Source organism: Clostridium carboxidivorans P7, from assembly GCF_001038625.1.
Taxonomy (GTDB): domain Bacteria; phylum Bacillota; class Clostridia; order Clostridiales; family Clostridiaceae; genus Clostridium_AM; species Clostridium_AM carboxidivorans.
The window spans coordinates 1,382,654-1,402,025 of sequence record NZ_CP011803.1 but is presented as its reverse complement, the minus strand read 5'-3'; the positions used below and the strand labels follow the sequence as shown (position 1 = coordinate 1,402,025).

Annotated in this window: 18 protein-coding genes, 2 pseudogenes and 1 riboswitch; of the genes and pseudogenes, 6 read left to right on the top strand and 14 right to left on the bottom strand. The window is 28.3% G+C overall.

The annotated features are described in order from the left end of the window. The first annotated feature begins 13 nt into the window (after positions 1-13). From Ccar_RS06035 to Ccar_RS27330, 3 genes and pseudogenes are all read left to right on the top strand, one after another. Positions 14-1,225, top strand: a complete 1,212-nt coding sequence (locus Ccar_RS06035) for a sensor histidine kinase (protein WP_007059960.1) — start codon at positions 14-16, stop codon at positions 1,223-1,225. Between the two features lie 24 nt (positions 1,226-1,249). Further along, a pseudogene (locus Ccar_RS06025) lies at positions 1,250-1,909 on the top strand (response regulator transcription factor); the annotation flags it as partial. Further along, positions 1,889-2,011, top strand: a complete 123-nt coding sequence (locus Ccar_RS27330) for a hypothetical protein (RefSeq protein ID WP_237737378.1) — start codon at positions 1,889-1,891, stop codon at positions 2,009-2,011. The pseudogene Ccar_RS06025 and the gene Ccar_RS27330, both read left to right, overlap by 21 nt. A 121-nt stretch (positions 2,012-2,132) precedes the next feature. On the opposite strand, the gene dapB is transcribed toward Ccar_RS27330, so the two are convergent. From dapB to Ccar_RS26985, 3 genes are all read right to left on the bottom strand, one after another. Beyond that, on the bottom strand, positions 2,133-2,930 hold the full coding sequence (gene dapB / locus Ccar_RS06020; protein WP_007059963.1) for a 4-hydroxy-tetrahydrodipicolinate reductase: 798 nt from the start codon (positions 2,928-2,930) through the stop codon (positions 2,133-2,135). Between the two features lie 136 nt (positions 2,931-3,066). Continuing rightward, positions 3,067-5,055 (bottom strand): methyl-accepting chemotaxis protein, encoded by a 1,989-nt coding sequence (locus tag Ccar_RS06015; protein WP_007059964.1) that lies wholly within the window; start codon positions 5,053-5,055, stop codon positions 3,067-3,069. Between the two features lie 299 nt (positions 5,056-5,354). Next, a complete protein-coding gene (locus tag Ccar_RS26985) occupies positions 5,355-5,495 on the bottom strand; it encodes a hypothetical protein (protein WP_007059965.1) in 141 nt (46 codons plus the stop codon). A 339-nt stretch (positions 5,496-5,834) separates the two neighbouring features. Here Ccar_RS26985 and Ccar_RS06010 point away from each other — a divergent pair. Beyond that, positions 5,835-7,270, top strand: a protein-coding gene (locus tag Ccar_RS06010) for an IS1182 family transposase (protein WP_242852182.1) whose coding sequence is annotated in 2 segments (ribosomal slippage) — positions 5,835-6,411 and positions 6,411-7,270 — 1,437 coding nt in all. Because the reading frame shifts where the segments join, the coding sequence is not laid out codon by codon here. A gap of 124 nt (positions 7,271-7,394) precedes the next feature. On the opposite strand, the gene Ccar_RS06005 is transcribed toward Ccar_RS06010, so the two are convergent. Both Ccar_RS06005 and Ccar_RS06000 read right to left on the bottom strand, forming a co-directional pair. Continuing rightward, positions 7,395-7,967: a xanthine phosphoribosyltransferase gene (locus Ccar_RS06005; protein WP_007064077.1), complete on the bottom strand. Its 573-nt coding sequence runs from the start codon at positions 7,965-7,967 to the stop codon at positions 7,395-7,397. A 196-nt stretch (positions 7,968-8,163) separates the two neighbouring features. Next, a riboswitch (purine riboswitch) is annotated at positions 8,164-8,264 on the bottom strand. A gap of 68 nt (positions 8,265-8,332) precedes the next feature. After that, on the bottom strand, positions 8,333-8,851 hold the full coding sequence (locus tag Ccar_RS06000) for a putative ABC transporter permease (protein WP_007064078.1): 519 nt from the start codon (positions 8,849-8,851) through the stop codon (positions 8,333-8,335). A 303-nt stretch (positions 8,852-9,154) separates the two neighbouring features. Between Ccar_RS06000 and Ccar_RS05995 the strand changes: the two genes are divergently transcribed. Beyond that, positions 9,155-9,460, top strand: a complete 306-nt coding sequence (locus Ccar_RS05995; protein ID WP_007064079.1) for a thiamine-binding protein — start codon at positions 9,155-9,157, stop codon at positions 9,458-9,460. Positions 9,461-9,535: 75 nt separating this feature from the next. Here the strand turns inward: Ccar_RS05995 and Ccar_RS05990 are convergent, their stop codons facing one another. From Ccar_RS05990 to Ccar_RS05955, 8 genes and pseudogenes are all read right to left on the bottom strand, one after another. Continuing rightward, entirely contained in the window at positions 9,536-10,474 is a 939-nt protein-coding gene (locus Ccar_RS05990) for a DMT family transporter (RefSeq protein WP_007064080.1), read from the bottom strand. Positions 10,475-10,681: 207 nt separating this feature from the next. Continuing rightward, positions 10,682-11,917: a hypothetical protein gene (locus tag Ccar_RS05985; protein ID WP_007064081.1), complete on the bottom strand. Its 1,236-nt coding sequence runs from the start codon at positions 11,915-11,917 to the stop codon at positions 10,682-10,684. Positions 11,918-12,175: 258 nt separating this feature from the next. Then, entirely contained in the window at positions 12,176-12,979 is an 804-nt protein-coding gene (gene larE, locus Ccar_RS05980; RefSeq protein ID WP_007064082.1) for an ATP-dependent sacrificial sulfur transferase LarE, read from the bottom strand. Between the two features lie 95 nt (positions 12,980-13,074). Continuing rightward, a pseudogene (gene larC, locus Ccar_RS05975) lies at positions 13,075-13,938 on the bottom strand (nickel pincer cofactor biosynthesis protein LarC); the annotation flags it as partial. Positions 13,939-14,408: 470 nt separating this feature from the next. Then, positions 14,409-15,116 (bottom strand): 4Fe-4S double cluster binding domain-containing protein, encoded by a 708-nt coding sequence (locus Ccar_RS05970; protein WP_007064075.1) that lies wholly within the window; start codon positions 15,114-15,116, stop codon positions 14,409-14,411. Positions 15,117-15,158: 42 nt separating this feature from the next. Next, a complete protein-coding gene (locus Ccar_RS05965) occupies positions 15,159-16,136 on the bottom strand; it encodes an EFR1 family ferrodoxin (protein WP_007064074.1) in 978 nt (325 codons plus the stop codon). Positions 16,137-16,155: 19 nt separating this feature from the next. Further along, positions 16,156-16,818, bottom strand: a complete 663-nt coding sequence (locus tag Ccar_RS05960; RefSeq protein WP_007064073.1) for a TetR family transcriptional regulator — start codon at positions 16,816-16,818, stop codon at positions 16,156-16,158. 257 nt (positions 16,819-17,075) lie between these two features. Continuing rightward, positions 17,076-17,831: an MBL fold metallo-hydrolase gene (locus tag Ccar_RS05955; protein ID WP_007064072.1), complete on the bottom strand. Its 756-nt coding sequence runs from the start codon at positions 17,829-17,831 to the stop codon at positions 17,076-17,078. Between the two features lie 106 nt (positions 17,832-17,937). Between Ccar_RS05955 and Ccar_RS05950 the strand changes: the two genes are divergently transcribed. Beyond that, positions 17,938-18,351, top strand: coding sequence for an Lrp/AsnC family transcriptional regulator (locus Ccar_RS05950; RefSeq protein WP_007064071.1), 414 nt, complete (start codon positions 17,938-17,940; stop codon positions 18,349-18,351). A gap of 40 nt (positions 18,352-18,391) precedes the next feature. Here Ccar_RS05950 and Ccar_RS05945 read toward each other — a convergent pair whose 3' ends face one another. Next, on the bottom strand, positions 18,392-19,297 hold the full coding sequence (locus Ccar_RS05945) for a glycerophosphodiester phosphodiesterase (protein WP_007064070.1): 906 nt from the start codon (positions 19,295-19,297) through the stop codon (positions 18,392-18,394). Positions 19,298-19,372 lie beyond the last annotated feature (75 nt).

Sequence of the window (19,372 nt, the reverse complement as noted above, 5' to 3'; positions counted from 1 at the left end):
ATGAGGTGTTTTTATGAGTAACTTAAATAAGTATACATTAGATGAAATTATCGACATATCGTCTCTACAAAGTATTCAAGATAAATTTTCTGAAATGACAAATATGGCTTCTATAACAGTTGATAAAACTGGTACTCCTATAACGAAGCCCAGCAGCTTCTCAAAATTTTGCAATTTAATAAGAACTTCTAAAGAAGGTTATAGGCGTTGTATGAACTGTGATGCTAAAGGTGGTTTGCATTCAACTTTGCAAAAGAATCCCGCAATTTATACTTGTCATGCTGGACTTACAGATTTATGTGCACCAATTGTTGTAAACGATATTGAATTTGGTTCAATGCTTTTTGGTCAAGTTGCTGTTAAGGACAAGGATAATAAAGAAGCTGTTGATTTGCAAAGACTATCTAAAGAATTGGAACTCCCTATTGATAAGCTTGAAGCTGCATTAAAACAAGTAAAATCTATAAAATATAATAGAATAATAGCATCTGCTGATTTTCTTTCTTTATGTACAAACTTAATTGCAAAAATGGGAGTTGCCAATATAACTCACACTGAACTATTAAAGGAAACTGAAGAAAAAATGAAATTTCAACAGCTGGCTAAAGATACTCAAATTAAATCCATTCAATCTCAACTTGATCCTCACTTTTTGTTCAATACTTTAAATACAATTGCTGGAATGGCACTTATGGAAAGCTGTAATGAAACTGCTAATTTAATATATTCTCTTTCAGATATATTGAGGTATAGTATTAAAAGCTCAAAAGATATGGTTGAAATAGAAACTGAATTGGAAAACATAAAAAAATATTTATTTATTCAAAAAACCAGATATAGTGACAAGCTTAATTATGATATAAAAATTCCACAGGAAATATTCAAATATAAAATTCCATCAATGACTTTACAACCTATTATTGAAAATGCCATAATACATGGTTTAGAGCCTAAAAAAGATCCAGTAAAAATTGAAATACACGGTAAAATGCTTCCTGATAAATTTATAGAAATTAAAGTAATTGATAATGGAGTAGGCATAAGCAATGAAAAGTTAAGCATCATAAATGACAAACTCAATTCCACTACTATTAATGGAGGCATTGGAATCAAACTTGTTCATGATAGGTTAATATATTATTTTGGACCTGAATTTGGTATTAAAATTGAAAGTATTCCTAATATAAGTACAACTGTATACATTAAATTTCCACTTGTCGACTAAAACTTTTTAGGAGGTGTATAAATCATGTATAAGCTGTTAATTGTTGATGATGAAGCTTTCGAACGTAAGGTTATTCGATTTATGCTAAAGAAAAGTTTTTCCAATATAAAAGTAATAGGAGATGCTACTAATGGTGAAGAAGCTATATTACTCGCAAAAAAACATGATCCCGATATAATTATCATGGATATTAAAATGCCAGAAAAAAATGGTTTATAAGCACAGCAAGTAATTATGCAATTTAACCCCAATATAAAGACCATTATTTTAACAGCCTTTGATAATTTTAATTTTGCACAAAATGCTATTAAGCTTGGTGTAGTTGATTATATATTAAAACCAATAAAACCAGAAGAATTGAATGAATCCATTAGCAAAGTCATATCACTATTGCAAAGAGAAAAAATAAATTCACAAACTTCAAAAGAAGTAAATTATACAAAAGACTCTATTCATGAAGCCCTAGAATATATAAATAAAAATTTTAATAAAGACATAAGTCTTGAATCAGTATCAGATCACGTACATTTAAATCCTCAATATTTTAGTAGATATTTCAAGAATAATACAGGAATAAAATTCACAGAGTATGTATCAAAAGTACGAATAAAAGAAGGAAAAAAATTACTAGCATCTACTGATAAAAGTGTAAGTAGAATATCTATGGATATTGGATATATAGACCCTGCTTACTTCACTAAGGTTTTTATAAAATATGAAGGAATATCTCCTCACAAATATAGAGTCATGAAGAGAAAAAGCTCTATAAACTTGGATATTTCTTAGTCCATTTTATATATCAATAAAAAAATGGGATAGTATTATGATTTTTAGTACTATCCCCTTTATTTTAAACTTTATAAAAATTATGTTCATTAGTTTTTCTAAATATATTTATTGAAAATCACTATAACCCTAGTACATCTTTAACTGTGTAAAGCCCTGGTGTCTTTTCTTCTAAAAACAATGCAGCTTTACAAGCACCATTTGCAAAACACTCCCAATTATGTGCATGATGAGTAATTTCCAATCTTTCTCCCATTAGTCCAAACATAACTGTATGACTGCTGGATATATCCCCTGCTCTTAAAGAATGATAACCTATTGTACCTTCTTTTCTAGCACCTTCTCCTTCTCTTCCAAATACAGCTATATCACTTAAATTTTCACCTAATGCTTCTGCTATAATTTCTCCCATTTCCTTAGAAGTTCCACTAGGAGCATCCTTTTTATACCTATCATGCATTTCTACTATTTCTATATCAGACATTTTTCCTATAGTTTCTGCTGAAATTTTTAAAAGCTTATACATAAGATTTACAACCATAGATGTATTGGCTGCAAAAACCACAGGAATGCTCTTTGAAATTTCTACAATTCTATCATACTGTTCTTTAGAAAATCCAGTAGTGCCGCAAACCACTGCTTTTTTATATTCAAGTGCTTTTTCCATTATACTCATAGAACTTTCTGGTGTAGTATAGTCAATGATTACATCAGTTTTATTTATGATACTTTCAATATTATCTACCACAACTGCTCCTACTTCAATTCCTATGGAAGAAACCAATCCCACATCCTTTCCAATATAATCTCTTCCTTTTGGTGCTAAAGCTCCTACAATATTAAGTTCATTCATTTCATTAGCTATTTTTACAATAAGTTTTCCCATTTTACCCTTTGGTCCTGTTATAATTACATTCATACATTTATCTGGATCATAAATCAGTAATTCTACATTTACAATAAAATTTACTGACTAAGACATATTTTCGCCATATGCCTAACTCCAGTTTTCACCTGCCTTATTTTAAATTTTGATGATTATTTAAAAAATCTAGTTATATTTTAAATTTATGAACTATTCCACTAAGTTCCTGTGCTAATTGAGCTTGACTTTGTGCTGTTTTAGCTATCTGTTCCATAGCAAGTGATGCATCCTGTATACTATCTTTTATTTCATTTGTACTTGCAGATGATTTTTCTGAATCCTCTGCCATACTTTGAATTGAATTGGTTACCTGATTTACTGATGCTGTAATCTGCTGAGCCATGGATGATAAATCCTCAGCCATTCCTGACACATATTCTGAATCCTTATAATATTGTTCTCCTGTATTTAAATATGAGTCAAATTGTTTATTTACATTTTCATCAATAAATTTTAACAACTCACTGCCATTATCAGCAAGATTTTTAAATGCTTCTTGTACCTTTTCTATAGTATCCTGTATCGTATAAACGGTTTCTGAAGTTTGTTCAGCTAAACTTCTTACCTCTTCAGCAACTACAGCAAAACCTTTACCATGCTCTCCTGCTCTTGCTGCTTCTATTGCTGCATTCAATGCTAATAGATTAGTTTGCTCAGAAATGCTTGCTATTGCATCTGCCATTGTCTTTACTTCTCCTACAACTTTTGCTGATTCTATAGCTTTTAAAATCTTTTCCTCTTTATCTTTATAAATATTTCTACTTTCAGATATAGCATTCTTAGCATTTTTTTGTACTGAAATAGCTCTATCTTTAGATTCATTTGAATTATTACTTCCATCCATTGCTTTATTTGAAAGTTTCATTATACTGGAATCTATTTCTTCTATAGAAACTGTAACATTTCCTGTTGATGAGTTAGCTTTTTGGGCTATTTTTACTATATCTTCAGTTGACATATTTATATGTTCAAATCTTGAAGCAAGTTCTTCAGAAGTTGCAGATAATTCTTCACTAGCAGCGCTCATATCCTGTGCTCCGTCCATAATCTTTTTAATTAATATTTTTATATTTTCCTGAGCAGTATTAAGAGCTGCTGCAGTTTCTCCAAATTCATCTTTTCTTAACATGTGCGTTTCATTTGAAAAATCATATTGTGAAAGCCTTTCTGCTAAATTTCTAATTTTTAGTAAAGGCTTTGTTATGGATTTAGCTATAAATAATCCAAAAATTAATCCTACCAATATAAAAATTATGGTAGCAATGAGTGCCATTAATTTTAAGTGCTGTATGGAATTAAATAATACTGATTTATCAGCTTCTACCACTATAAACCAATTTAATCCACTTACAGGAGCATAAGAAATAATTTTTTCTAGCCCCTTGTATTTATATTCTCCATATCCAGTTTCACCAGTGATTACTTTTTTGATGTAATTACCTAGTTCTTTATAACTAGAGTCTTTTTCAGCATTTTTAATAGAATTATCCTCTTTTTTTACTACCTCTATATCTTTATGTAAAATTACTGTTCCTTCTTTATTTATCACATAAGGATATACTGAATTAGAAAATTTCATTCCTTGTAAAAAAGTACTCACCTTTTGCACATCTAATGTTCCAATCATGGCACCTATAGTTTTGCCATCACTTCCTTTTATTGGAGCATATGCATCCATAATGAGTGATCCGTTTACTTTACTTTTCGTAGCATCAGAAAAACCTGTTTCACCATTAAGAGCTTTTTTTACATATTCTATCTTTGATACATCTAGTTCATTGTCATTTAAAGTGGTATGCGCTTTTCCGTTTAAATCTACTATCCCTAATTTTTCAAAACCAAATTTTTTACTTTCCTCTATTAATATAGGTTTTTGAATTTCCCAATTTCCTGACTTTACTTCATTTAAAGCTACAAGCCCATTTAGTGCAGTTTGTTCATTTTTCATATAATTTGATAAAAGCTTAGAAACATCATCAGTCCTTTCTATTAAGTTTGTTTTTACAGTTTCATTTAATGAACTTGATGAAATATAATAAGTTCCAAAACTTAGAACTCCACATATTATTAAAACCAATAAAAAAATTTGTAATGTTAATTTACTTTGAACCTTTTTCATATTTCCTCCCATTCCTATTAAATTTAATTAATAATTATATAATATGGAAATTGGTTAATTTTATAATATAATACTAACTTAACATATAATTCAATACAATTCTACATAATAGTATACTTTTTTAGAATATTTACCTTTTTCTCACTTATTATATAACATTAAAACTATAAAAAAGCTAGAAAGTGATTTTATAAAATGTATTATATAAAAACTTATTCTATATAATACTTAATTATTAATCTACTTTCTAGCTTTTTATTATATTATAACTTGTGCCTTTAATATTATTTACAACTCCCTTACTTTTTATTCACTAAATTCAGTACCTCTGAAAAGGATAATTGTTTTTCTCCTTTTTTTTGTTTTCTTTTTACATAAGGTTCATTTAATTTTTGGTTTATTTCTAATTTTCTTATACTGGATATTTTACTTACTTCCATAACATTACCACCTTTTCAATTTAACTCATATCCAAATTATACCATTTACTTTATTTGTAAATCAATCTTTTTTTAACAATTGTACTCCTTATTAATATTTATTTTACACAATACTTTTTACAAAATTGTTTCATTAAAGTTACAATAGTGTTACATTGGAAACTTATACTAAAAAAAATAAACATAGGTATTTCTACCTATGTCAGGCTGTTGATAAACATATTTTGTCAGCAGTCTTTTAAATTTTTAGCCCGATAGGGCTTTTTTTAAATTCAAAAAGGATTTTAAGATTTTGTGTAGAATTAGTATAATATCAGATTTTTTAAGGAGTTAACTATTATGATTAAAGAAAATAATTCTGCACAGCAACAATTAGAGTTAGTATATATAGAAAATTTAGTTCCCAAAGATCATATCTTAAGGAAAATTGATAAATATATAGATTTTTCATTTATAAGAGATTTAACTAAGGACTTCTATTGTCCTGATAATGGACGACCAGCAATTCAGCCAGTAGTTTTATTCAAAATGTTATTTATAGGTTACTTATTTGCAATAAGATCAGAGCGACAGCTCGTGAAAGAAATTGAAGTAAATGTAGCTTATCGCTGGTTTTTAGGATTTTCATTAACAGATAAAATCCCAAGTCATTCTACTATAAGCCAAAATAGAATAACAAGATTTAAGGATACAAATATATACCAAGAAATCTTCGATAATATTGTATTTCAAGCAATAAATAAAAAATTGGTAGATGGTAAAATTCTATATACAGATTCTACACATTTGAAAGCTAACGCTAATAAAAACAAGTTTACAAAAGAACAAATTACACAATCAACCAAAGACTATTTTAATGAGTTAGAAGAAGACATTAATAAGGATAGAGTAGCTCATGGAAAACAACCTCTAAAAAAAAAGATAAAATAGAAAAAACTAAAGAAATTAAGACCAGTACTACAGACCCTGATAGTGGCTATATGCATAGGGATGGAAAACCAAAAGGATTTTTTTATTTAGATCATAGAACTGTAGATGGAAAGTATAACATAATAACAGATGTTTATGTAACGCCTGGTAACATAAATGATGTAGATCCTTATATAGAAAGACTAGATGTTCAAATTAAAAAGTTTAATTTGCAAACTAAATATGTTGGAGCCGATGCTGGTTATTCTACTAATAATATTTGTAAACAAATATTTGAACGAGAACTAAAAGCAGTTATGGGCTATAGACGTAGTCCTCATGTAAAAGGTAAATTTACTAAATTTAGATTCCAATATGTTAAAGAACAAGATGTATATTATTGTCCAGATTTAAGAGCATTAGAATATAGAACTACTAACCGTGATGGCTATAGAGAATATGCATGTAAAATCGAGTACTGCAGCCAATGCAATAAAAAAGAAAATTGCTTATCAGATAAAAGTAAAAGAAAAGTTGTTTATCGCCATGTATGGGAAGATTACAAGGATGAAGTAATCAAATTTACTAAGACTGATAAAGGAAACTGGCTATATAAAAGAAGAAAAGAAACTATCGAGCGTAGCTTTGCAGATTCAAAAAATCTCCATGGTCTGCGCTATTGTCGCATGCGTGGAATTAAAAAAGTTTCTGAACAATGTTTGTTAACAGCAGCAGTTCAGAATATGAAAAAGATAGCTAGGGTGCTATCGCACCTATTTTTGCAATTTTTAAAGAATGCACTAACCAATTTATGGATAACATTCTTTTTTTATATGCTACCGCATAAATATTTAAGACAAAATTAAACCCAGCACTTTAAAAAATGCTGGGTTTATGAACAATCTGACATAGGTATTTCTACCTATGTCCATTTTTTAATAATTTATGTTTTTAAAATTATATTATTAGTATTTTATCTAATACTAATGGTTATTTTACAAATTCAATTAAACCTTCTTCTAACTTAGAAATACGAGCTAAGGAATACAAGTCATATCCTTTACTCATTATCATATCATGTCCAGGTTGAAAAGATTTTTCAATTACAATTCCTATTCCTGCAACTTTTGCACCTGCTTCCTCAACTAAACGAGCTGCTCCAAGTGCTGCTTCTCCATTTGCTAGGAAATCATCAATAATTAATATATTATCTTCCTTTGTAATATACTTTGCAGATAATGTTAATTCATAATCGCTGCCTTTAGTAAATGAATGCACAGTAGTTTGATAAACATCCCCATCTAAATTTCTTCCTTTTTGTTTTTTTAATGTTACCATGGGTAAATCCATTTGCATTGCTGTCATAACTGTTGGAGCTATTCCTGAACTTTCAATAGTAAATATTTTAGTAATACCTCTATCTTTAAAATAGTTTTTAAAATCAGTTCCTATTTCATACATTAATTTTGGATCTACTTGATGATTCAAAAAAGAATCCACCTTTAATACAGTTGAGGACAACGCACGTCCTTCTTCTAAAATTCTTTTACACAATGTTTCCACTATATTATCACCTCATACATTTTTGTTTAACCTTGCAGACTTAGAGATTAACTTTTCCATACATTCTTGTCTGTACTTTAAGAAATATTTATCATACATGTAACCTGGCAAACTATAATTTTCAGTATTATAAAAAAAACACCTCAATTCGCATTGAGGTGTTATATTTCAGACAAATAGATATAAGTATACCTAAAAACTAAAATCAATACCTCGTAGTCTGCTAATTAACGGTAGCAGGTAGAAACCTTCGGACCATATTTCCGAATATATACGAGTTTCTTGCATGATACACCACATTATATCATATTTTGTCCTTAAAAACATTCTTTATTTTTACTAATGTACTAAATTTTTTTTCTAATCTATTGTAATTTGAATAGTTTTACAAAATAACTAAACAATGTATCTGGTTTTTCATCATCATAGTAATAATGAGATAAAGCATCGTCAAGCCATATAATTACTACACTTAGCAAATACCATGCTATACAATTATGTAAACACAGCTGTCCTAAAAAATTAAACCTAATTGATGAATAATTCCATAGATTTAAATGTAAGTATAAATTAAAAAATATACCTGCAAGCAGTTCCACCGCAGTAATTAAGGAACCACCAATAATTACCTGCTGCCACATTTTTAAATTATAATATCTAGGTTTATCATTTAAAGAACCTACAATTGCTGCACAAAACCCTCCTACTAAAAACATCCACAAGGAAGTCCATCCACACAAACTCCATTTTGATATTCCATTATAACCTACTAATGAACCACCAAAAGCTCTTGTTATTATTTCTACATTTAGATAAATGCTTCCGAAAAAAATAAAATGAATTAATTTATTTTTCCAATAGTGACTGGACTTATTATGTGTCATGTTATTTTCCCCTCCTATGCATATTAAAGTTCTTACTTAAACTTATAAATCATTTCTTATATTTTTAGTATTAGTTATAAAATTAGATATATAACTTCCAAATTATTAAAATTTGTTTTAATATCTAATAATTACACACTTTTATTAGCTATCAACTAAAAAAAATTGTAATTTTATGCAATTTTTACTTTTATAAAATATGTGCTAAAATTAAAAAAGTATTAAGATAGATGTACTATTACAGGTACATTAACTTTTCATGCTTTTCTTAATTTATAAATAAAAAATAGGAGGATTTAAGAAATGAATGCAAGTGTAGCAATTCAAGTACTACCAAAGGTGGAAGGAGAAGAAACTATCCGTATTGTAGACGAAGTCATAGCTTATATTAGAAGTACTGGATTAAATATGTCTGTTGGTCCTTTTGAAACTACAATTGAAGGTGACTATGATGAACTAATGAACATCGTAAAAAGATGCCAACTTATATGCATAGAGCAAGGCGCTCCAAGTGTTATGTCCTATGTTAAAATAAGTTATAATCCTGAAGGCGTATGGACTATTGATAAAAAAGTAAAAAAGCATCATTTAGAAAATAGCAATAGCTAAATTATTTAAAAATAAAATATATCCTATAGAGTGTATTAATAAAAAATCTACTCCATAGGATATATTTATATAAATTTAGGACATACTATTTTTATTTTTAAACTTTTTATTTGTAAAATTAGAAATAAAATTATTCTCTTTTTCAATATGAACCTGTGCTAAAAGCATCCCTATAAACATAAGCACACATCCCAAGATTCCTCTCGTTCCAAAGCTTTCATTTAAAATTAAAAAACCGCCTATACTTCCAAATACTGATTCCATACTCATTATAATAGCTGCCTCTGATGGTTCAGCATTTTTTTGAGCTACAATTTGAAGCGTATATGCAACCCCAGATGAAAGAATGCCTCCATACAAAATAGGTATAATCGCCATAATAATTGAACTTATAGCTATTTTTTCTACAAATAGAGCACATACTAAACTAAGTATTGAACATGTAGCAAATTGAAGGAATGCCAATTTTAAGTTATCAACTTTTTTAGCAAAATTATCTATCAAAAGTATCTGAACTGCAAAGAAAAAAGCACATATAAGCTCTAGAAAATCACCATATGATATTGAAAATTTATCTGTTATACATAAAAAATATAATCCCATGACAGCAATTAAAGCGCCAATCCAGGTATTAATACCAATACGTTGTTTCAAAAATATACCCAAAATAGGTACAACCACAATATATAGACCAGTTATAAAAGCAGCTTTTCCTGCTGTAGTATGCATTATTCCTACTTGTTGAAATGATGACCCTAAAAATATAAAAATTCCTGCAGCAACTCCTGGTAAAAATGCTTTTTTAAATTCCTTAGCATGTTCATGTTTTTCACCAGAACTATTATAAAAGAGAATAAGCGGAATTAAAGATATGCTTCCAAGTGCAAATCTTACACCATTAAAAGTAAAAGCTCCTATATATTTTCCTCCAACTCTTTGGGCAACAAATGCAAATCCCCATATGCAAGCTGTAAGTAAAAGTAACAAATTGAATTTAATTTTTTGTGTTTTCACTAAAGTTAGCCCCCTTATTTATGCAAATTTATGTATAAATATAAGTATAATACACATTTACTAATTAGTACACCTCTTTTCAAAAAATCAACTAACTTTATTTTAATATGAAAATAACTTAACTATCTAATGTATAATAGTTAAACCTTAAGACAACAAAAAAATGGACAACTAAATTATATTTAATTGCCCATTTTTTAAAATTTACTATTTCACTACAAATTTCTTCTCCACTGTTTTATTCAATTTTTGTCCATTTTTTGATTTCAAGTCCCCAGTTATTATTAAGGTATACTCTTCGCCTTTTACAAAACCATCTTTAGTACTAATTTTTACATTATTAGATGAATCTAAAGAAATTTCCGTATCTAAAAGGTTTCCATCCTTGTCCTTAATCATAATATTTGTAGAATTTACACTTTGCTCATCTACTGCCTGTGTAAAACTCATATTCCAACTTGTCTTTTTATCATTTATTTCTTGATCTGGCAAAACTTTTTTAGCTGAGTATTTATTCACTTTGTCTAATGCTTTAGCTTCATTATCAGTTACCTTCTTTTGCAAACTAACAATTTTCTCCCTTAATGCAGTTATTTTATTTTTCAATTCGCTACTTTGGCTGTCGCTCATACCTTTAATCTTAGAAATATTTTTTTCTACTGTATTCAACTTATTATTTGTAGCATTTAATTTACCAATAAAGCTATTATATCTTGAATTATCTTCACTGTCGTATTCCTTTTCGAATTCATCACTTAATTCATCTTCTGTACCAGTTATATCAGTGTTATCGCCACTAGATCCATCTGTTTGATTATCAACAGCTGTATCTTGGGTACCACTGTTTGTTGATTCATCTGATGTAGTCGTAGTATTGGTTGTATCTGATGTTGGAGTTGTTGTGGTAGTATTATCTCCACCTGTTGTATTACTTGTATCTCCTGATTGAGTTGTGGTATCTGTTGTGGAATTAGTAGTATTATTTGTGCTAGTCTCTGTACTTGATGATGAAGTTGTAGAGTTAGTACTATCTGTACCTGATGTTGAGTCACTTGTACTTCCTGGCTGAGCCGTTGTATCTCCAGAGGAATTAGTTGTACTGTCTGTTGAATTATCAGTTGTATTAGTTTGTGAAGTATCCGTACCAGTCTGAGTGCTATTTGTATCTGTTGGCGTAGTACTAAAATACTTGTCTATAGATTTTTCAATTTGATTTAGTGATAATTCTATCTTATCAATCCTATTTGACACTAAATAAATCTGTTTTGTTAACTTCTTATCACCATTATTCTTTACACTTTTACCAGTGCTATTCTTTGCATCACTATGACTAGTGTGATTTAACCCATTACCTTTACTATTCACAGAAGCTGCCAATACAGTAGTACTTGATAAAGACACCATTAGTGCCACTGACAAAACTAAAATTTTACTCTTTACCACGGAAAATTCCTCCTTTATAAGAATATATTAATATTTTCGCTTTATTTATCTAAAGCTTTATATGTTTTTATTATATTTTTAAATGAAATTTAAAAATATATAATATCTTTTGTTTTTTTACTTTTTATGCAACAAAAAACAACCTTTTACAGGTTGTTTTAACATTATTATACAAACTATATATATATTTATTTATGGTCACTCTATTTTGAATATTGTTATTTTAAAAAAGATATTTTAAAATTAGTATACTTAAATCTATTTTCCAATAGTTTCATTAAAGCTTCCTACTCTATAACCTTGCAAATCCAACGTTACATATTTAAATCCAAATTCTTTTATTTTATTTGCAATAGTATCTAAAAGTTCCTCATTAAATAATTTGCTTCTATCATTTTTACTCACTTCAATTCTTGCTAAATCTCCATGGCATCTCACTCTAATAGCTCTAAATCCTATGCTCATCATATATTTTTCCGCATTTTCAATTTTTACAAAATCCTCTTCTTTTAATTCATTACCATAAGGTATTCTTGTTAAAAGACATGCATATGGAGGCTTATCCCAAGTGTTAAGCTTTAATTCTTTAGAAAAAGCTCTTATTTCTGCTTTTGTCAATTTACATTCTAAAAGTGGACTTTTTATTTCTAATTCTTTTAGCGCTCTAAGACCTGGTCTATAATCACCTATATCGTCAAAATTTGTTCCATCAATTACACAATCATATCCTTGCTCTTTAGCTGCATTCAATATCATACTAAATACCGCTGTTTTGCAAAGATAACATCTATCTTCTGGATTATATCTGATAGAATCAATAATTGGAGCTTCTATGATCTCATGTTTAACACCTAATTCTTTAACCAATTCCTTTGCTTCTTCTATTTCCCATTTTGGAATATATGGAGATAAAATTGTCACTGCTTTTACATTATCACCTAATGCTTCTTTAGACGCTTTAAGCAAGAATGTGCTATCTACTCCACCTGAAAATGCCAAAACTACTTTTCCTAAACTTTTCAGATATTTTATTAATTCTTTATACTTGTCATTATTTATCATGTATATTCTCTCACCTTTCATATAAAAATCATTTCACTTTTTATAATATAAAATTATTCATATTTATTTATAAATCTAACATAAATAAGTATCTATTCTTCAAAATTATCTTTTTCCCCTAAGTAAACTCTTAAAACATTTGGGATTTCTAAATCTCTATGACCAATTCCATACCCTACTTTTTTTATTGAAAAGCCTATTTTTTCAGTAAACTTTTCAACATTAGCTGCCAATATAGCTGCCCCTGTAGGTGTAGTTGTTTCAAAAGACACTCTTCCAATGTTAATTGGTATATCTTTTAATATTTCAACAGTTGCTGGTGCAGGTATTGGTATAATACCATGAGCACATTTAACAAACCCGCCTCCTAATTGAACTGGAGATGCAATGATTTTATCAACTTGTAAATAATCTAAACAAATAGCTGCTCCTACTATATCTATGATAGAATCAATAGCTCCTACTTCATGAAAATGCACTTCGTATAAAGCTTTTCCATGAACTTTACTCTCTGCTTCTGCTACCTTCATAAACATATTTAAGCTTAGTTTCTTAATATTATCTTTTAAATCACTTGAATTTATTATATTTTCTATGTCTTTTAAATTTCTATGATGATGCTCATGAGTGCTGCTGCTAATATGTACATGATTGCAGTGCTCATGTGCATGATGTTCTTCACTGCTGTGGTGAATATGATCATGAACATGATGATCACCATTATGGTCATGTAAAACTTCTGCTTTATTAATTGATTGTGAATTTATTATAACATCTACCCTAGTTCCTGTTATTCCTAGCTTTGCATCATTTTTAATTTTTATTTCATACTCTGAATCTAAATTAAGCTTTAAAAGTTCTTCTATTAAATATTCTTTAGGAATTCCTAAATCTAATAATGCTGCTAAATTCATATCACCACTTATGCCGCAAAAACAATCATAATATAATATTTTCATGATAATCACTCCTTGTAACTTTTGTATTATAAATAATATTTCATTTTTCAATTTAAAAATATTAAGTAAAAATTTTGTATGTGCTAAAGTTGAGTTAATAATATTTAATATATATAATACTATACTTTTTTAAAAATTCTTCATTTTTCACAATATTTCCACATCTTTATCTGCAATTATATTATTTTCCAAAAATAGTACCATTATTATAATAAAAATACTGTTGAATAAATTAACATTAATATGATATTTGTGATAAGAACGTAGAAATGAAAACTTAGTTTTAAAATAAATGAGCACCAGTGTTGTTCACCAGTGCTTATTTAAACAAAATTTATCTATAATAAGGGGGACTTATTATATTAAACTTTATTATGTTTTGTTCATCTAGTACAATTATTATTATATATCTCAATTGTTACATCTTTGTGTAATTTTTGTTGATTGTTTATGTATATTTTTTTAACATTTTATGAATGAATCTTTTTTCTTCCATAAGGACATACATACAAACACATACCACATACAGGTACTTCTTCATTATTTTTCATTTCATTAAAATATCTATCACATTTTTTTACATCAAATCTCTCTTCTCGTTCTTCACCTTCTTTGTAATTTCTACCATGTAGTGACTTAGTTGGACATATTTCCACACAAGCCATACAGCTTCCACATTTTTGTTCCATTTTTTTACCCGTAATATTCAAAGGTGCATCTGTTAACACACTTATCCATCTTACCCTTGGGCCATGGTCAGGAGTTATTAACAAACAATTCTTGCCTATCCATCCGTGTCCAGCTAACCTTGCTGCAAGCTTGTGTGAAAATGATGCATTTATATAATCACTATTTACTCTTTCTGCTGCAGATATTGGAAGTGCTCTATACCCTTCTTTATTTATATATGAGCTTATTACTGAAGCTATATTATCCAACCTGTTATTTATAACTTCATAACAGTGATCATATTCTATTTTTACGATGTTATTAGAATCATTTAAATGATCAACAATAGTAGAAGGAAACACAATTCCCATTGAAATAGCTCTTGGATAACCGGCTACAAGCTCTCCACCATATTTAACAATTTCACTTTCATATTCACTTATATCTGCAACTCCATAATAATCAATCATAAAATTGTTTAATATTTTTTTTATATTTTCTTCAAGCATAAAAACATCCCCTTATCTTTTTTAATTATTTATAGTAAAATATTACTTAATATTAAACCCCTTTGCTGTATTTCTTCTATAACCTTTAGTATAACTGATATTAAGTATTTTTTTAAATATACATAACCTTTCCATTATAGAAATTAATAGATTTGCTATAAAAGTACCTACTGCAAACATTACAAAGTATAAAATTATATTTACTAATATAGATAAATGATGCATATATTTATTTATATCCATTATTATTAAGATTGGTGCCAATTCTGAAATTAGAAAGATAGTCAACTTTATTACGGACAATTGGATTGATTTTTGTGGACATGTATTGATGCATCTTTGGCAGCTTTCACAATTGCTGCTCCACTTAGGTTTTCCATTGTGCATACTTATTACTTTTGCCGGACAAACTTTTTCACATCTACCACATCCAATACATGTGTCATCTGCTATAAACGTTTTTCCCAAAATCCTTCTTCCTAAATTAATAAACATAATAAAAACAGCCCAGCTCACCGCTAATGCTATAGTGTTTAGTTTCTTAAAACTTTCTTCATTATTAATTATTCTTTTTGTTATTTCCATTATTCTAATCTCTGCATGTTTAAACACTTTTTCTTCTACTTCTTTACTTTGAGGACTTAAAATTTGAGTGAAATTATAAGTATAAATAACCATATCAGTAAGAAATACTCTAAATCCTCTTTTATCTAGTATATATTTGACATGACTTAAGGATTGTCCTTCAGCTCCAGCAGATGTGCACAAAACAGCCGCCTTACATTCAACAGAAGCTTTAAGTTTTAAAATGTATTTTAACATAATTGAAGGAGTTCCAAAGCCATAAACAGGAAAACAAAATATATGAAATTCATAATCACTTAATTTTCTAATTTTATCTTTTTCAATATTTAGTAAACCTACTTCAAAGCCCCTACTTATTAATTGGCTTTCTATTGTCTTAACCATGTGATAAGTATTTCCTGTTCCTGAAAAATAATGAATAAGATATTTACACATAAATAATAATCCCCCTTTATCATTTACCAAACATACTATTTACAACACTCCAAAATACATCAACATCATCATTAACTTCCTCTGGTTTAAAACCAACTACTCTAAGCATACTTATTCCTATGTACAATGCCATTACTGCATAAGCAGATTTGCTTGCATCTGTTTCTTTAAAAATACCAATCTCATTTCCATAAGAAATAATTGATAAAATACCCTTATAATCACCTTTATATACCTCTTGCAAAACTGCCTGCAAATTTGTATCCAGCATTGCTCTTGAAAAGAAGCTTACAAACAATTTAGCTTTTTTAGCTGGAGGTATATTCATTGCTTCTACTCCACGAATTTCAGACACATTTATTTTAGGTTCAGCTTCCTTATCAATATTGTAGTACTCCGGCAGAGCATTCTTTTGAACTATTTGAAGAATCTCAAAAGGTTTCATATCCTCCCTAACTTCACTATTTATCTTTGTATTATAGTAACTTAAAAATGCTCTAAAAGCTTCAAGAATAAGAGTATCTTTGCTTTTAAAATAGTAGCTGATAACCCCCTTTGAGCAATTAGCTTCTTTTGCCACCATGTCTAGTGACATTTTTTCTATTCCTACCATACAAATACACTCTAATGTTGAATTAATTATTTGACTTTTTCTTATGGGCTCCATTCCAACTTTAGGCATATAATTCCTCCTAATGTACATTTATTTTATTTTGACCAGTCATCTTAAAAAAATTATATCATAATTTATAATAAAAAACAATTACAGGCTTCTATTACAAAAGAAGGGAATGCATCCATAGAGGAAATAAGTTCTATGGACAAACAATTAATTGTCTACACAAAAAAATAAAATAATATCTTTCCACATAACATTATTTATAGGCAGTAAATAATGTTTAATTTACTGCCTATAAATTTAAAACTTTTCAAAACACATCAATACTCTATATAATCTCCGTTTTCTGGAACAAATACTTGTGTCAAAAGTGAATTATCCTTTAAAAAATTTCTTAATTTTTTTCTCGTAAGTCCGCAGTGATTCCAAGCTTCCATATGAACAACTATCATTTTGGAATTTGGTGCCTTATTACAAATATTAAGTATATCTTCTTTGTCCATAGTAATAGGAATACCTCCCTCTGTCAGCTGAGCAGCCCCTGCAAAACTAATAATTACTTCAGGTACATAAGCTTCTAATGCTTGTTCTACCTCTGAACACCATATTGTATCACCTGTTATATATAAAGAAGGTTCATTTTTAGTCTTAATAACATATCCTGAAACTGTTCCCATTTCTTTTGCAGTTTCACCCTTACCATGTTGTCCACCTACTCTGTTAAAAGTTATATCATTCCAAGAGCAAACTTTTTCAATTGCATTAATACATCGAAATCCTTTTTCTTTCACCTTCATCTCATCTTCGGCTTGACAAAATATAGGTATATCTTTAGGTATTAACCTTGCTGCAGTTTCATCAAAATGATCACTATGCATATGAGTTAAAAGAACTGCATCAGTCTTTGTAATAGTATTAACATCAATTGGTAATTCCACCAAAGGGTTTTTATTTTTATTTGAAACATTAGGAATACAATCCATTGTTCCTTTTTTACTAAGCACCGGGTCAACTAAAATCACCTTATTATTTATAGTTAACCTTATGGTTGCATGACGTATAAGCTGAATTTTCATAGTTTTTCCTCCTTTTATATGATATATTAATTATATGTCATACTGCTTTTACTTGGAGAAAGTAGTTGTATGTTTTCAGTTACACCATGAAAGGAAGTTTATAATTATGCTTGATCAAACAGATATAAAAATTTTAAACTTATTAAAGGAGAATTCTAGGCTCCAATGGCGTGAAATTGGAGAATTAGTTCATTTAACAGGACAGGCAGTAGCAAACAGAATTAAAAAAATGGAACAAAGTGGAGTTATTGAAAAATATACTATAATTTCAAATAACTCCAAGCTTGGTAAAAGTCTAAGTGCATATATAACTGTTTTTATGAAAACCTCTAACCATCCTGCTTTTATACAATTTGTTAAAAGTAATAAAGCAATAGTTGAATGCCACAGGATAAGTGGAGATGGCTGTTATTTAATAAAGGCAAATGTGACTAATGAAGAAAATCTTATGTGCTTATTAAATAAAATTTTAGACTTTGGAAATTATCGCCTTAATATATCTATTGATAAAATAAAATAACTTTTTAAAGTTTCAATTTTAATCAGACAACATTTTTAATTTATAATTTAAAGATTTTATTCTCCTTTTTAATATTTAATAACATCTGAGGTTTATCTGATATAATTCCATCAACATTTAACTTTATCATATTATTCATATCTACTTTCCTATCAACAGTCCATGCATATATTTCTTTATTTACCTTGTGAATATCACGTACCATTTTTTCATTTATAGCATTTTCCTGTATGCTATAAAAATTTACATTTAATAAACTTAAATTATTCATAGGTCTACTAATTATGTAACCTGTTTGTATATTATGATTTAACTTTTTTACATCTAGTAAAATTGTATAATTTACTGAATGAACTTTACATTGACTAACATAATTATTGTCATCAATAATTTTAACTACTTTATTAGTAAGATCTTCAGTATTCCCATAAGGCTTTATCTCTATTATTAAATCTAATTTTCCATTACATTTTTTTATCACTTCATCTAACGTTGGAATCCTTTCTACATCTTTTTTGTGAGAAGGTGACTCTATATTTAATTTTTCAATTTCATTAAAAGTTAATTGATCCACATTTTTATTTAAACCAGTAAGTCTCTTAAGATTTCTGTCATGCATCAATACTACTACTCCATCCTCAGTTTCTTGAACATCAATTTCTGCATAATTCACTTTATATTTTATTGAACTTTGAATTGCTTTTAAAGAATTTTCTGGTTCTCCAGAACACTGTCCTCTATGGGCAATTACTTTTACATTTTGCACTTCTAATGTGTTATTATTTAAATAACTTTTTTCACCTTTAAATTTATTAGATGAGTTCTTAAGTAAAATAGCTTGATTAATATTGTTTGGTAAACTTTTTTTATGTTCACTAATACAAATTGAAGCAATTAATATTATACTTACAAAAACAAAGCAAATCTTACAAAATTTTCTTTTCACCTTATCAACTCCATATATTTCTTTAATAATTTTAATAATTTTAATAATTTGTATAAATATTACTTATAATCTTTA